General features: G+C 42.9%; 15 protein-coding genes and 1 pseudogene. 6 read left to right on the top strand and 10 right to left on the bottom strand.

Annotated features, from left to right (window positions below; genetic code table 11):
• Positions 1-181: 181 nt before the first annotated feature.
• Positions 182-1,183 (top strand): cysteine synthase A, encoded by a 1,002-nt coding sequence (gene cysK, locus NQU59_RS02370; RefSeq protein ID WP_005240351.1) that lies wholly within the window; start codon positions 182-184, stop codon positions 1,181-1,183.
• Between the two features lie 63 nt (positions 1,184-1,246).
• On the opposite strand, the gene NQU59_RS02365 is transcribed toward cysK, so the two are convergent.
• The 3 genes from NQU59_RS02365 to NQU59_RS02355 all read right to left on the bottom strand — a co-directional run bounded on the left by NQU59_RS02365 (position 1,247) and on the right by NQU59_RS02355 (position 3,382).
• Positions 1,247-1,765, bottom strand: coding sequence for a lytic transglycosylase domain-containing protein (locus NQU59_RS02365; protein WP_026040139.1), 519 nt, complete (start codon positions 1,763-1,765; stop codon positions 1,247-1,249).
• A 362-nt stretch (positions 1,766-2,127) separates the two neighbouring features.
• Positions 2,128-2,691 (bottom strand): lytic transglycosylase domain-containing protein, encoded by a 564-nt coding sequence (locus tag NQU59_RS02360; RefSeq protein ID WP_005240347.1) that lies wholly within the window; start codon positions 2,689-2,691, stop codon positions 2,128-2,130.
• Between the two features lie 199 nt (positions 2,692-2,890).
• The gene (locus NQU59_RS02355; protein WP_005240345.1) at positions 2,891-3,382 is read right to left on the bottom strand and encodes a DUF2938 domain-containing protein; all 492 of its coding nucleotides are present in this window, start codon (positions 3,380-3,382) and stop codon (positions 2,891-2,893) included.
• An 81-nt stretch (positions 3,383-3,463) separates the two neighbouring features.
• Between NQU59_RS02355 and NQU59_RS02350 the strand changes: the two genes are divergently transcribed.
• The 5 genes from NQU59_RS02350 to NQU59_RS02330 all read left to right on the top strand — a co-directional run bounded on the left by NQU59_RS02350 (position 3,464) and on the right by NQU59_RS02330 (position 9,947).
• The gene (locus NQU59_RS02350) at positions 3,464-3,868 is read left to right on the top strand and encodes a helix-turn-helix domain-containing protein (protein ID WP_005240343.1); all 405 of its coding nucleotides are present in this window, start codon (positions 3,464-3,466) and stop codon (positions 3,866-3,868) included.
• Positions 3,869-4,016: 148 nt separating this feature from the next.
• A complete protein-coding gene (locus tag NQU59_RS02345; RefSeq protein ID WP_257064827.1) occupies positions 4,017-5,273 on the top strand; it encodes an esterase-like activity of phytase family protein in 1,257 nt (418 codons plus the stop codon).
• Positions 5,274-5,352: 79 nt separating this feature from the next.
• Positions 5,353-6,561: an MFS transporter gene (locus NQU59_RS02340; RefSeq protein WP_257064825.1), complete on the top strand. Its 1,209-nt coding sequence runs from the start codon at positions 5,353-5,355 to the stop codon at positions 6,559-6,561.
• A 157-nt stretch (positions 6,562-6,718) separates the two neighbouring features.
• Positions 6,719-9,100, top strand: a complete 2,382-nt coding sequence (locus NQU59_RS02335) for a YgiQ family radical SAM protein (RefSeq protein WP_005240331.1) — start codon at positions 6,719-6,721, stop codon at positions 9,098-9,100.
• A 304-nt stretch (positions 9,101-9,404) separates the two neighbouring features.
• Positions 9,405-9,947 carry a DUF2726 domain-containing protein gene (locus NQU59_RS02330; protein WP_005240330.1) on the top strand — a complete coding sequence of 181 codons (543 nt, stop codon included), beginning with the start codon at positions 9,405-9,407 and terminating at the stop codon, positions 9,945-9,947.
• Here the strand turns inward: NQU59_RS02330 and NQU59_RS02325 are convergent.
• The 7 genes and pseudogenes from NQU59_RS02325 to NQU59_RS02295 all read right to left on the bottom strand — a co-directional run bounded on the left by NQU59_RS02325 (position 9,944) and on the right by NQU59_RS02295 (position 15,481).
• Positions 9,944-10,300 (bottom strand): RidA family protein, encoded by a 357-nt coding sequence (locus NQU59_RS02325; RefSeq protein WP_005240329.1) that lies wholly within the window; start codon positions 10,298-10,300, stop codon positions 9,944-9,946. The two genes, NQU59_RS02330 and NQU59_RS02325, sit on opposite strands and share 4 nt — an antisense overlap.
• Before the next feature lie 76 nt (positions 10,301-10,376).
• Positions 10,377-10,580 (bottom strand): hypothetical protein, encoded by a 204-nt coding sequence (locus tag NQU59_RS02320; RefSeq protein WP_005240328.1) that lies wholly within the window; start codon positions 10,578-10,580, stop codon positions 10,377-10,379.
• Between the two features lie 213 nt (positions 10,581-10,793).
• A pseudogene (locus NQU59_RS02315) lies at positions 10,794-11,098 on the bottom strand (hypothetical protein); the annotation flags it as partial.
• A gap of 69 nt (positions 11,099-11,167) precedes the next feature.
• Positions 11,168-12,634, bottom strand: coding sequence for a two-component system sensor histidine kinase CreC (gene creC / locus NQU59_RS02310; RefSeq protein WP_005240327.1), 1,467 nt, complete (start codon positions 12,632-12,634; stop codon positions 11,168-11,170).
• Positions 12,635-12,637: 3 nt separating this feature from the next.
• Entirely contained in the window at positions 12,638-13,357 is a 720-nt protein-coding gene (creB, locus tag NQU59_RS02305; RefSeq protein ID WP_257064823.1) for a two-component system response regulator CreB, read from the bottom strand.
• Positions 13,358-13,662: 305 nt separating this feature from the next.
• Positions 13,663-14,730: a DNA polymerase IV gene (dinB, locus tag NQU59_RS02300; RefSeq protein WP_257064822.1), complete on the bottom strand. Its 1,068-nt coding sequence runs from the start codon at positions 14,728-14,730 to the stop codon at positions 13,663-13,665.
• Positions 14,720-15,481 carry a glycoside hydrolase family 25 protein gene (locus NQU59_RS02295; protein ID WP_005240322.1) on the bottom strand — a complete coding sequence of 254 codons (762 nt, stop codon included), beginning with the start codon at positions 15,479-15,481 and terminating at the stop codon, positions 14,720-14,722. The genes dinB and NQU59_RS02295 overlap by 11 nt, the downstream gene beginning before the upstream one ends.
• Positions 15,482-15,490: the final 9 nt, after the last annotated feature.

Genomic DNA, 15,490 nt, shown 5'->3' with positions numbered 1-15,490 from the left:
TTAGATATAGTTTGATTTAAAAATAAAAAAATTTGTTAGCAGAATGAGATTAATTGCTCATTTAATCTTTTATATCATTGAAGATTATAACTTTTCATAAATCTTAACGTTTTCTGCTTTTCTCCTTGGCTGACAAGCCTATAATGATTGAGAATCATTCCAAATCTAATAAGGAAATAACATGTCGACCGATCAACAATTTCCAGTACCTGCCAACCTAGGTATCGCAGTTTATTCCAATAATGCCGAAGCGATTGGTAATACACCTTTAGTTCGTATTAATCGTCTGATCAAAACAGGCGCAACTGTACTGGCAAAAGTTGAAAGCCGTAACCCCGCATTTTCAGTGAAATGCCGTATTGGCGCAGCGTTGATCGCAGATGCGGAGAAACGTGGTGTACTTAAAGCAGGTATGCATATTGTGGAGCCAACCAGTGGTAATACAGGGATTGCATTGGCGTTTGTTGCGGCAGCCAAAGGTTATCCGATTACCTTAACCATGCCAGCCAGTATGAGCTTAGAGCGTAGAAAGGTGTTAAAGGCATTAGGTGCACATCTGGTGTTGACTGATCCTGCTAAAGGCATGAAAGGTGCGGTGGATGAGGCAGTTCGTCTAGCAACGGAAAATCCAGAACAATATTTCTTGCCACAGCAATTTGAAAATCCAGCCAATCCACAGATTCATGTCGATACCACCGGTCCTGAAATCTGGCAGGCTACCAATGGTCAAGTTGATATCTTGGTTGCGGGTGTAGGAACGGGTGGTACCATTACTGGGATTTCACGTTATTTTGAGCAAGTTCAGAATAAGCCGCTCTATTCAGTTGCTGTTGAACCCGCCGAATCACCGATTATCACTCAAACCAAACGTGGTGAAAGCATCACACCTGCACCCCATAAAATCCAAGGCATTGGCGCGAACTTTATTCCTAAAAACTTAGACCTTGATTTGGTTGATGAAGTGTTACCTGTGAATAGCGCAGATGCGATTGAGTGGGCAAGAAAGTGTGCAACACAAGAAGGCATCTTGGTCGGTATCTCGAGTGGCGCAGCATTAGCGGCGGCAGCGCAAATTGCTGAACGTCCTGAAAATGCAGGCAAAACCATTGTGGTGATCTTGCCTGATAGTGGCGAGCGTTATTTATCTTCAGTGTTATTTGAAGGTTTATTTGACGACGCTTAATTTCATTCTTCAGCTCATAAAAAAACCATGTCTAAGTGCATGGTTTTTTACTTTTAATTGATTTTAAAGTGCTTTCTTTAGGGTTTTTTCGTGGCGTTTGACGGAGCGTGCATATTTTTTGGCTTTATGGCGGGTCCAGAAACTGCGTTCATAGCCAGTTGGTCCGACATTGTAATAGGCCACAGCTTTAGACCAGCTACCTGCTGATCTGTAGTAAGTCGAGAGTACATGCGCACCACAGTTAATATTGACATTCTCATCATAGAGATTGCCTGGGCAGGACTGACGCCAATGACTGGAAATGATTTGGGTTAAGCCTATTGCACCTGTGGGTGAACGGGCCGCGCTATTGTAGTTGGATTCTTGGCGGATCAGAGCTGCGAGCAGTGTGGGTGAGACCTCATAACGTTCAGCACTTTGAATGATTATCGGTGATAAGCGATTGGCGGTCGTCGGGGAAACCGAATAGGCATTTTGTAAGCCTGATGAAAGCTGATTTGAGCGATTGGCAAAGGAGCCACTTAAACTACTACAGGCAGATAGACTGATTGCAAGCACAACAAGGCTGATCTTTAAAATGATGAAGGCGAACGGTTTAAAGGCCGTGTGTTGATCAGATGAAGTTGATGTGATGTGCAAAACCAAGACCCGATACCAAACAAAATTATAAGGATGGTATGCACTCGGTTTAGGGGAGTCAATAGCAGTTATTTTACCGTAATGATTGGACTCGACCTGAACATAAAAAAGCCCCGACATCCTGTCGAGGCTTTCTCATATTTGGTTTCTTGCCGCCAACTCCTGTCAACGACCACATCCAGTGTTTCTTGTTGTTCTGAATGAGACATCCTATCTCTGTATGATGAACAGATTAGGGCAATTGTGCCATCTTAGATATTCGCGAATCACCACAGTTTATGTAGGTTTTGACTGACAACAATACATTATAGCGCTGCTTTTAAGCTTTGTTCATGCCGTTTAACCGAGTTGGCATAGCGTTCAGCTTGCTGGCGCATATAGGGACTTCTTCGATAACCTGTAGGTCCAACATTGTAGTAGCCAAGTGCTTTTGACCAATCGCCTGTGGATTGATAATAGTTCGCTAAAATGTAGGCACCACAATTGATGTTGACGTGTTCATCATATAAATCACCAGGACAGAACTGTTGCCAGAATTTTGGTCGGACTTGGGTTAATCCGACCGCATCAGCTGAAGAACGTGCACGAGTTCTATAGCTGGATTCTTGACGAATCACGGCTGCAAGCAAATGGGGTGAAATATTATGGCGCTCGGCCGTTTGCAGAATGATCGGTGCAACGCGATTTGCCGTTGTTGGTGAAACTGAAAAAGCACTTTGAATGCCTGAAGCAAGCTTTTGAGAGTGATTAACTGTAGCAACTTTGGTGCTGGTACAAGCCACGGTGAGATAAGTACTAAAAACAATGAGAGTTAATTTGGCAAAAGAGATTTGAAAACAAGAAAAAGAAAATTTGTTGTAAATTATCATCGTGAAACAATTTGACCATCAAATATAAAAAACATGCGGATGGTAGGGAGCAAGTTGATGTGAGTCAATGTAATCTGTTTGGGTAAATCGTTTAATTTTAGCTATTCAGCTGAAGAAAAAAGCCCCGATCTCCTGTTGAGGCTTTCTCCGATAGGGTTGGTTGCCGTTCATTCCTGTCAACGAGCAGGTTTTGTGTGTCTTAGTTGAACCGTTGCAATAGCTGAGCCATGAGGTATAAACCGCAACCGAAAATAGCGTGATTGAGCAGACTTCGAAGGCTGTTTTGCAAGGGGTGTGGGGTTTTGGATGAAGCAATCCCCGCACCCATGGCGGGTTGCATGATTAGAAAAGGCATGAGCACCGTGATCAGACCAAAACAAAAAGCGGAATAAAATTGGGGCTGTAACAGCCATTGTTTGCCTATCATTAAAATAAAGCCAAATGCAAACAGGATGCCGACACTGTAATGCGCCAGCCAACCCAATGCATATTCATGTCGAATGGCGGGGCTTTGGGCAATCGATTGATGCCGAAATTTGCCGCGAAGCATCCAGCCGACCCAACGACCCAGCAGGGTAAAATTTAAGATGGGCTGATTGAGTTTTTTTAAGACTAGAAGCCATAAATCCATGAGGATGGTCGTACCAATCCCGAGACAAAATATTTGAAAAAACAGTTCGACAGTTTGCATTTTTCCACCTTGATTTTTTCTATACAAAAAGAGATAAAGACAGTGTGCAAGTTCAAGTCAACTTGAAGTCAAGGTGGATGTATGGATATTGGTGAAGTTGCAAAAAAAGCGAATGTTGCAACATCGACACTACGTTTTTATGAAGAAAAAGGTTTGATTAAATCGATTGGTCGTCATGGCTTACGCCGACAATATGGCAAACAAGTTTTGGATCAATTGGCATTGATTGCTTTGGGGCGGACAGCAGGTTTTTCCTTAACTGAAATTGCACAGATGTTTGATCAAGATGGTCAGCCTCAATTAGATCGAAACATGTTGAATAAAAAAGCGGAACAACTTGAACAGATGATGCGGCGGTTGCATTTTATCAGTGAAGGACTTCGACATGCAGCCATTTGTCCCGCAGCACATCATCTGCAATGTCCAACCTTTCAAAAGTTGCTTAAAGCTGCAATTGCTGGGGAATATCAACCGACCAAACTTTAGCAAGAGGGTGTGGTGACAATCGGTTGTGCTTGAGAGAAAAAGCAAGAGAGATTGTCATCTTTTCGCCATAAAGACTTCATTTTATTGCAGTAAAAGCGTCATAAAAACTTGTTTAAATTTGCCTAATTTTTACCAAATGTATAAAACAATGAACAAGAAAACTTTATTGGCCTTATTTTGCTGCACAGCTTTGGGTTTAACCGGCTGTAATGATGACAATAATAATCAAGACCAGAATACCTCGACAGACCCAGTCACTGAACCGACATTGGTCGCTTTTGCTAAACTTCCTGTGGCTACTTATGCCGCTGGACCCGATTCAGGTCTAGCCGTCAGTGGCGCCAATGGCATTTATCCACCTTTCAAAGGACAGCCTGTCCAAGGCTTTTCAGCCGCGTTGAAAAATGCTGATGGTAGTTATATGGCCATGGCCGATAACGGTTTTGGTACACAGGAGAATTCAGCCGATTTCTTATTAAGAATTTATAAACTCAAAGCTGACTTTAAAACCAAGAGCAAAGGGACAGGACAGGTACAAGTACAAAGTTTCATTCAATTACGAGACCCAAATAAATTGGTTCCTTTTGAGATTGTAAATGGCAATACTGCCGAACGCTTATTGACTGGGGCGGATTTCGACCCTGAATCCATGCAACGCGCGCCTGATGGTAGTTATTGGATCGGTGAGGAATTTGGTCCTTATTTACTACACTTCTCGGCAGATGGAGTGTTACTTGATGCACCGATTGGATTGCCAAATCCAATGAATCCAACGCAAGAATTACGTTCGCCGCAAAATCAATTGAATAAAGCCAAGATCAATTATGTTGAACCCTTGGTTGGACGCAGTAGTGGTTTTGAAGGCATGGCGATTTCACCAGATGGCAAGTATCTGTATCCATTGCTAGAAAAGCCTCTCCTCAATGACGCAACGGGAAGACTGTTAATTTCTCAGTTTGACATTCAGAAAAAAGCCTATACAGGACTGTATTATTGGTTTGTACTGGATAGTAAAGCCACCAATATTGGAGATTTCCAATTATTCAATGACAAAGAGGGCATCATTATTGAACGCGATGTCAGCCAGAATAATCTGGGCGGCTATAAAAAGCTGATCCGAATTAAATTCAATGAGCCGAAGCAAGCCGTCGCACGTGAAGATCTGGTGGATTTAATGAAAATTGCCAATCCAAATAGCTTGTTTGGCACTGCACGGACTGGTGATATCGGAACAGGTAAGGTGTTTGCTTTCCCATTTGAAACCATTGAGGATGTGATCATTGAAAATGCTACGACTTTGACGGTACTGAATGACAATAACTTCCCTGGTTCTTCTGGACGGAATGCTAAACTCGCGGATGATAATGAAATCATTCAGATCCGCTTGCCCAAAGCATTATTTTAAACATTAGGTAAAAAATAGCCGAAATGATCATTCCGCATTTTGGCTGAGGGCGTATACTGATCGGGCATAAGGAGTTCTCATGTCTGAATCAGTGTTGCGCCCAACCCATATTGAGTATGGTTCAAAATCGTTTACTGCGATTTTATGGTCATTGTTCTTTGCCGGTTTTGCATCATTTTCCTCTTTGTACTGTGTACAGCCGATGATGCCGATTTTCGCAAAATTCTTTCATGTCACCCCGACCCACAGTAGTTTTCCCTTATCCTTTTCGACCATTGCACTGGCGATTGGTTTGCTGTTTACCGGTTTTATTTCTGATCGCTTTGGGCGTAAACCGATCATGGTATTTGCTTTGGTTCTGGTCTCGATTTTATTGCTGATCAGTGCTTCTTTTCCTGTTTGGGAAATTTTCCTGACCACTCGTGTTTTGATTGGTTTGGCCGTGAGTGGTGTTGCCGCAGTGGCAATGACCTATATCGGAGAGGAGATTGCACAGCAGGATATCGGTTTTGCCATGGGCTTATATATTTCTGGTACAGCGATTGGGGGAATGGGGGGACGTCTGATCGCTGGTGTGTTGGTCGATTTTATTTCTTGGCAATCAGCGACTTATATTATTGGCTTTCTGAATCTGCTGATTGCCTGTTTATTCTATTTATTATTACCTAAATCACAGCATTTCAAGCCGTTCCCGTTTCGATTTTCACGTTTTAAAGCAGCGTTTGAGCAAAATTTAAAAGATCCCAAACTACGGATTTTATTTGCGCAAGGCTTTATTCTGATGGGCTGCCTGGTCACAGTATTTAACTATATCAGTTACCACTTATTAGAAGCGCCATTTCATTTATCGCAAACATGGATTGGTCTGATTTCAATTGCCTACTTGGCTGGAATTTATAGTTCACCTAAAGCTGCACAATGGGGCTTTAAATATGGGCGTGATAAAGTTCTGCCGGTTTTGTTAGTCATGATGATCATTGGTTTATTAATTACCTTGATTCCATCGCTTTGGACGATTTTATTGGGCCTTACCATTTTTACCTTTTCATTTTTTGCAGCGCATTCCACTGCCAGTAGCTGGGTGTCGGTGCAGGCAGTGCAATATCGTGCCGTGGCGTCTTCGCTGTATTTATTCTGCTATTACATCGGCTCGAGTTTACTGGGCAGTAGTGGTGGTTTAGTTTGGGAAAACTTTGGCTGGGGTGGAATTAATTTCATGGTTGCTGTGGTTTTAATGTTTGGGCTTTACTTGGCGGTGAAGTTAGCTCAATTTCCCCAAAATGACTAAGCGATCTTGGTTTTGCTTAATCTTTGTACAAATAATTTGTTATCTCCTTGTTCCTGAATGTTTTATAAACAGGGAAAATGAATGAAATTCATGTTAAAATGATCGGCTTTCATCTTTAGATGTCTCTCCTCCATCTGCTAGCCGAGATTCGCAAGCCATGTCTACTGCCTACACCATGCAGACTGCGCCAAAAGCGCTGTTTGATTACGACAAATATTGGGCGTCGTGTTTTGAACCTGCACCATTTTTGCCGATGTCTCGAGAAGAAATGGATCTACTCGGCTGGGATGCATGTGACTTTATTCTGGTGTGTGGCGATGCCTATATTGACCATCCCTCTTTTGTATCGGGTGTGATTGGGCGTGTGCTTGAAGCTCAAGGCTTCCGTGTCGGGATTATTGCACAGCCAGACTGGACCAATGTGGAGAGTTTTCGTGTGCTCGGTAAGCCAACCATTGCATGGGGGGTGACTGCGGGCAACATGGATTCGATGATCAACCGTTATACGGCAGATCGTAAAATCCGTTCGGATGATGCCTATTCACCAAACAATGAGCCGAATAAACGTCCAGACCGTGCAGCAACAGTTTACTGTCAGCGTTGTCGTGAGGCTTTCCCAGATGTGCCAGTCTTGCTGGGTGGGATTGAAGGCAGCTTGCGTCGTATTGCACATTATGACTATTGGTCAGATAAAGTTCGCCGCTCTATTTTGATGGATTCTAAAGCTGATCTATTGATGTATGGCAATGGTGAACGTGCGATTATTGATGTCATGCATCGCTTAGCCAAGGGCGAGAAAATCCACGAGATTACCGATGTTCGTGGTACCGCATTTATTATTAATAAACACAATAAAGCCTCGAAAGCCAAATTCGTTGAAATCGCCAGCAATGATGTGGATACCATTGGACGTGTCGATCCAATTATCAATCCTTATGTCATGACTGAAGATATTGATGGCTGTGAAGTTGAAAAAGAAAAAGGCAACTCACTGGCACAATATCAAAACTTCCAAAAAGAAATTGTTGCCAATCCGATTGTTCGTGAAGGCGATCAGCTTGATCCAGATACCCAGATTGTGCAGTTAAAGCCTGCACCATCCAAAGCGATTAAACATAAATTGCCTCCACGTGAGTTGGCGGTGATTCGTTTACCTTCTTTTGAAGAGGTAGCTGATGATCATGTGCTATATGCACATGCCAACCGTATTTTGCATTTGGAAACCAATCCTGGTAATGCGCGTGCCTTGGTACAGCGTCATGGCGAACGTGATGTCTGGATCAATCCACCACCAATTCCTCTGACGACGGAGGAAATGGATTATGTGTTTGACTTGCCTTACGCACGTCTCCCTCATCCGACCTATGAGAATGCGCGTTTCCCTGCTTTTGATATGATCAAATTCTCGGTCAATATCATGCGTGGTTGTTTTGGTGGTTGTACTTTCTGTTCGATCACTGAACATGAAGGCCGGATTATTCAAAACCGTTCGGAAGATTCAATTTTACGTGAAATTGAAAAGATCCGTGATACGGCACCCAACTTCACGGGCATTATCTCGGACTTAGGTGGTCCAACCGCCAACATGTACCGTTTACACTGTAACGATCCTGAGATCGAAAAGAATTGTCGTAAACCGTCTTGTGTCTATCCAGGAGTGTGTCAAAACCTACATACCGACCATGCACCTTTGGTTCAGCTGTATCGTAAAGCTCGTGAAATCAAAGGCGTGAAGAAGATTCTGATTGGTTCAGGGCTGCGTTATGACCTTGCAGTATTGAATCCTGAATATGTTAAAGAATTGGTGCAGCATCATGTCGGTGGTTATCTGAAAATTGCGCCTGAGCATACTGAAACTGGCCCGTTATCGAAGATGATGAAACCGGGGATTGGAACGTATGATCGTTTTAAACAAATGTTTGAGCGTTTCAGTAAGGAAGCTGGTAAGGAACAATATTTAATTCCATACTTCATTGCTGCGCATCCGGGTACCACGGATTATGACATGATGAATCTGGCAATTTGGTTGAAGAAGAATGGTTTCCGTGCCGATCAGGTTCAAACCTTCTATCCATCGCCAATGGCCACTGCCACCACCATGTATTATTCAGGTAAGAACCCGCTGTCTAAAGTGGCGCGCTATACTGAAAATGTCGATATCGTCAAAGGTGAAAAGCGTCGCCGTCTGCACAAGGCATTTTTACGTTATCATGATCCAAATAACTGGCCTTTATTGCGCGAAGCCTTGAAAGACATGGGGCGTGCCGATCTGATCGGTAACTCAAAACAGCATTTGATTCCAACCTATCAGCCGCAAGGTACAGCTGAGGGTGAATATAAATCAGCGCGCAAGAAGAACTCCTCTGTGGCGGGAGATTCGGCCAAACGTGGTCAGAGCCAATCTCGCCCACAATCAGGACAAAAGCGCCCACAGAAAGGACAGGTGTTAACTCAGCATAATGGCTTACCACCACGTGAAACAGGTGAGAAAAGACCATTCTCTGGTAAAACCAAGCCGAAAACCAAAGCAGCTCGTTAATTCGATATTACAGCAGGCATGATCCAGATCATGCCTGCTTTTTTTCGGCTCGGCATAAGCGCTCACAATTTGATCATAAAACTGTCGCCTAAGGAAACATAAACTGACAATAACGACTTGAATATTGAATAGCGAATGATTATAAATAAAGGGCAGAGGGCTTTTACGACTTAGGTCGTCTAGCAAAACACGATTAAAAAACTTAAGTTTGCACTGCAAAATGATTTTGCTATCGCTGTTCTTGATTAAAAAAATTGGCTTAAAGCCAAAATGATTATAAAAAATCTAAAGGGATTGGTTAGAAATGTATTATTTTATAACAATAGTTGGGCTGCTGTTAATCGCAGCGCTTGCGTTGCGCCGCCTACAACAAAACAGGCGTCAGGATAGTCCACTCAAACGTCGTGGTATTCTCAATATCGCTGAACAAATTACACTGATGCGTTTACAAGCGGTTTTGCCACGTCATACAGTCTTGGCACATGTTTCTTTTGATGCCTTACTTACCACTAAATTTGCCCACACACGGCGTAAATATCAAGGTTTGGTGGCCGACTTTGTGGTCTTAGACCAACAACACCAAGTGCTTGCAATTATTGAAATTGCCGACGAATCTTATGTCAATCGTCTACATCAAAAACATTATCAGGACAGCCTGTTGGAGTTAGCAGGCTATCGTGTGTTGCGCTATAGCAGTATTCCAACGGAACAAGAACTCAGACAAGATTTAGTGCCAGATCTGTTTGAACCTGCTTCAGTTGTAACTATCTCCACTTCTACTTCAATGTCGATGGCTAAAGCGGATCGAATGATGAAATATAATGAATTTGCGATGAAATCTTATTAATCTGGACGTACTGCAGTGACGGTCATCTCAACCAGTACATCTGGTGCGTAGAGTTTAGACTCGACGCAGGTACGTGCTGGCGGATGACCTGCTGCAATCCATGCATCCCAGACGCTATTCATGGCGGCATAATCTTTTTCGATGTCTTTTAAAAAGATAATCACTGATAAAATATGGGTCTTATCCGTTCCTGCTTCAGCAAGTAAGCGGTCAATATTGTCTAAGGTTTGCTGGGTCTGTGCAGTTACATCGACGCTGGTGTCATCTGCCAATTGACCTGCTAAATGAACTAGATTTCCTGAAATTGCGACTTCGCAATAACGTGAAGTGACATGAAGTCGTTGCACAGACATTGTTATTCCTGAATCAAAAAATATAGAGACTGGATTGTACTTGATGCGATTCAGGCACAGTGTAATTTTGTATAAATCAGGCTGAAAAAGTTTCTATTTCCATTAAATGGCGTTTTTTAAAAAATAAAATGCAGCTTTGTTGTGGGCAGATAACAATATTCCCCAGATTTAAAAACTGAATTTGAGCTTGTCGTAGCTGATTCAAGCAACTTGCAATAGAACTGTGTGCAGGACAAAGTTGTTTGAGTTGGCTTAATGCTGAATAAGTGGCTTGATACATCTTTTTATTCCTATGAAATTTTATCAAAAATGGGCGAAAGCATGGTTTCGCCCGACCCGAATAGTATTAATACCTTGCTTGTTCAGATTGATACCAATTGACATGGACGAGTAAGAAACATGACAGAGGCAATCAAGCAAGGACTGGATTGAACGTAACAGCACAAACAACACAGCTTGTGCCTATTGTAACCAGTGCAATATTTGTCCAGTCAGCTTGAAGCTGCACCAGATCAACCCCCGTTGTTCTTGGCTTTGTTCTAAAAAAATCAAACGTATAGGTTTTTCCATCAATATTGAAGATTGGCTTGGCATTGAGCCCTCGCGCAGCTTGGAGCGAAAAAATAATTTCAGCTTGTTTCCAGAGATCATCACGTTGGGGTTCATGGGCAAGGTCATGAATCAGCTGTTGTTGATGGCTTTGATGTTTAGAGACCAAACTTGAAATAAAAAATAAACCGATATAAAAATCAGCAATAAAATCGCTCCGATTTTAAAACTAATGAAATTTTGGCGCATGTCACGGTTCATGGTCATATGACCAGTATCTCGATCGGAGATGCACTTCGGATGAGCTTAGTCTGAAGCTTAAGTGAAGTTTGTGTGAAGTGTGATCGTCAGAAGTACGCCTGCATGATGCGTGTGCAAGAAGTCGAGTGTATTGGCCTGAATATTCCGAATATTAATCTGACCTTGATGCTGTTGAATTATCTGCTTGACGATACTGAGGCCAATCCCAGTACTACGCTGCTGATTATGTGGGCGCGGCAGGGAAAAATAAGTTTCAAACACACGGGTCAAGGCGTATTCAGGAATGGACTCAGCTTCATTAAAAAACAATAGGGTAATACGGTCATGTACAGGATCTTGTTGAAGCTGAACAGCGATTTTTCCTTGTGCCGGACAAAAATCTCTGGCGTTGTCTAACAGATTATTCAATGCCTGTTTCAACCAAAATGGATCAGCATAGATTGAACAGTATTTAGGCAGGTCAAGCTGGATTTGGAGCTGTTTCCGTTGTAGCGCACTCAGTTGTTGCTGAACACACTGCTGAATCAGTTGATTCAGATCGACCGATTGAAACTCTAAGACATGCTGGTTTTTTTCGAGTCGTGTGAGTAGTAGCATCCGTTCAACCAAAGACTGCAAACGTTGGCTTTGCTCAACAATATGCAATGCAAATTGCTGTTGATCTGCCAAGGGTAAATCATCTTGAAGCAGTTCAGCGCTGGCTTGAATGGCAGTAAGCGGGCTTTTGAGTTCGTGGGTGAGTGTATTGACGTAGTTTTCCACATAGCCTCGATCTTCCAGCTTCTCTCGCATTTCACTCAGTGCCTGAGTCACTTGGTTGAGCTCTTTGGCGGAATAGAAGAATGGCGCCTGATTCACAGGTGCGAGTGCCTGCGCATAACGACGTACCCGATCAATACTATGTCTGAGCCAATAGGCCACCATACTGGCCAAGAGCAAACTGAGTGCTGCAATCCAGAGGGCCTGATAGATCAGTTGCTGTTCGGCACGCTCAATATAAGGCTGTACCGATTGATTGGGTTTGCCAATACTGACAACCCCCAATAATTGCTGATCATAAATAATAGGTGCTGCAATATGCATGACGCTGCTATTGTTGTCATAAGGATTGGTTGCAGTCGAACGTGCGCCGTATTTGCCACGTAGGGTGAGGTAAACATCATTCCATTTAGAATAGTCTTGTCCGACGGCTTGCCCCTCTGAATCATAGGTTACAATACCTTTGGGATCAGTGATATACAGCTGTTGGTTAATTTGTTCTTTGCGATACTGCCAAATAGTGGCGTTTAGTTGACGGGATAACGCAGCCTGAATTTTTTGATCAAATGCTGGGGTGTCGACTTGGTGCTGATAGACATCTTCTGCAATTAACTGGGCAATGATATTGGCATTTTCAGCGAGAGTGTCTTCAACCACTTGCCGTACATTCGGTTTGACTTGTTGAGTCAGGGTATAGGCGATAAAGCCTAGACTTAGTACCACCACCAAGCTAAAGAAAAACCAGATACGGACAAAGATCGACATGCTTTAGCTCAACTTTGCCAAACTATAGCCAAAACCACGATGGGTACGAATCGGGTCATCCTGTGGGGTAATCTGTTTGAGTTTCTGCCTTAAACTTTTAATATGAGTATCAACCGTGCGCTCCAGACTATGCTCTGGATATTCCCAAATATGATCCATCAATTGTTGGCGACTAAATACTTGCTCTGGATGTTGAATCAGTAGCAATAACAAGCGATATTCATAACGCGTAAGCTGTAGCACTTGCCCATGATAATGAATTTGTAAAGTGTGTGGATTACATGACCATGTTGAAGATTGTACAATAATTTCAGTTTCCGTCGTTGCTACAGACGCTATAACAGGCTGAGTTTGAATTTCCATTCTGCGCCAAACGGCCTTAATCCGCGCAACAATCTCACGTGCGCTAAAGGGTTTCGTGCAATAATCGTCAGCACCGATTTCGAGGCCGACGACCCGATCAATTTCATCATCACGCGCTGTTAAGAACAGTAAAGGGGTGTGGTCTTTCTGGCGCAGTTGTTTACAGACTTCAAAGCCATTTAGATCTGGTAGGCCTATATCTAGAATAATAAAATCAAAGGATTGCTGTGCCAGAAGTTGTAGTGCTTGTGTACCAGTATGAACCCAACTGACGGACCAGCCTTCGCGCTCAAGTGCATAACGCAGGGGCAGGACGATTGCAGCTTCATCTTCAACACAGAGAATTTGTTTTTGCTTCATAAGGCAGTTGTCATACAGAATTTTCTAGTTTTCTCTGCTGAGTTTAACTGAAGTCACGAAGTGCGTAATGGGAAATATTGATTTTTTTCTAGGAAAAAAGAGGGCAGAGAAAGAAGACCTGAAGCGCCCTGTAATCTTCGGATTTGATCGTCACGCCAACCACAGGAGCAGATGCTAAAAGTGAGGTTTTCTTTAGCAAAGCGAATAACAAGGATAATGTTATTGCGTTACTTAGAGTACTGAAAACTGGATAAAAAGCAAACATAATTTTCAGCATAGATGATATTTTTGTGTAAAAAACAGCACTACCATAAAGAAAGTTGTGATTCTTCTTGTACCGCTTGCAACTGATATACGCCGACGCCAACCAGACGAAATTGGGATTCTGGGTCAATATGCATTTCATCCAATAGTTGCAGTATTACTTGTCCCAAGTCCTGTTGCGATTGTAGTGCCTGTTTAAAACTTTTACTGTGTTGCAGCACCTGGAAATTTTTAAGTTTCAGTTTGATGGTTACACCACGGGCAGTCAGCTGTTTCTTATTCAAGCTGCGCCAGATTTGTTCGGTCAAAGGCTGCCACGTATGGCTGCATTGAGCAAGGGTATAATCTTCATCAAAGGTAATTTCTTTGGAAATCTGCTGACGCTCCCGTTCTGCTTTGACGGGACGATGATCAATACCCTGCGCATATAAATACAGTTGTTTGCCATATTTACCAAAATGATGAATCAGCACATTTTCTTCAATTTTTTGCAGATCACCCAAGGTATGTAAATTCAGTTGTTGCAGTCGTTCCTGAGTGACTTTACCCACTCCCGGAATTTTATTCAGTGCCAAATCCTGAATAAAACTGAGCACTTGATGGGGCTTAATCACAAATAAGCCATTAGGTTTGTTCCAGTCCGAGGCAATCTTGGCCAAGAACTTATTCGGTGCGACGCCTGCCGAAGCGGTAAGTCCAGTGACTGCAAAAATATCTGCACGAATTTGTGCCGCTACTTCGGTGGCACTGGGGATATTCTTCAGGTTTTCAGTGACATCCAGATAGGCTTCGTCTAAAGACAGGGGCTCGATTAACGTCGTATATTGCTGAAAAATCTGATGGATTTGTGCTGAAACTTCACGATATTTTTCAAAATTGGGCTCAATCACCACCACCTGTGGACACAGTTTTCTGGCTTGACCCATCGACATGGCAGAACGTAACCCAAAAACACGGGCTGGATAAGACGCTGCAGCAATGACCGCACGAGGATGATGGGACGACACCACCACAGGCAAATCTTTTAGCTCAGGGCGATTTTTGAGCTCAACCGAGGCATAGAAGGCATCCATATCGATATGGATAATTTTACGTAGCTCATTTGGCATCTTCGATGCCCTGTGCTTTTAGAAACATGCGCCATTGTTTCGGTGATTCTGCATAAACATTTAAATCAACGGCTTTGGGCACGCCTGAGATTTTGCCTTGGCTACTATGTTGCCAAAACAGCCATTGCCGGCCATCCTTAAGCTCAGGTTTACCCTCATAGTCTCTAACCCATAACGGGGTGTTGTTAAAATTTCCCATTAAGACAATATGATAAAAACTTTTGGAAATATAAAAAATCGGTTGTTTGCCATAATGCCGATGGAGCTGATCATGCATGACCTGAATTTCTTTTAACAGCTGCTCTTTGGTATAGGTATTGATGCAGTTACTGTCATATTCCAAATCGATCACCGGTGGCAAAGCATCTGCTTTGTTTGGAACGGTGGCAATAAAGTTTTCGGCCTGAATGGCGCCGTCACGGCATAGGCGGTAGAAATGATAAGCACCGACATGTAAGCCCTGTTCGCGTGCTTTAAGCCAGTTTTGCTGGAAGTTCTGATCTTTAAAATCACCGCCTTCGGTGGCTTTAAGATAGACAAAGTGATATTGCCTTGGAGAGATTTTTTTCCAGTTAATCTCACCTTGATGGTGGGAAACATCAAAACCACGGATGGAATAATCTTGGGCAACAGCCTTTTGCTGATAGAACAATCCAAAGTAGCTGACCGCTCCAAGCATCACGGCTAACCCGATACTGGCATAGGTCGGATAATGTTGTGCAAACTGAGATTTCGCGGATTTTTTTACCATATCGTTCAG

The organism is Acinetobacter colistiniresistens, assembly GCF_024582815.1.
GTDB lineage: Bacteria > Pseudomonadota > Gammaproteobacteria > Pseudomonadales > Moraxellaceae > Acinetobacter.
Note: the sequence above shows the minus strand (reverse complement) of the source record. Positions and strands in the feature narration are given on the sequence as shown.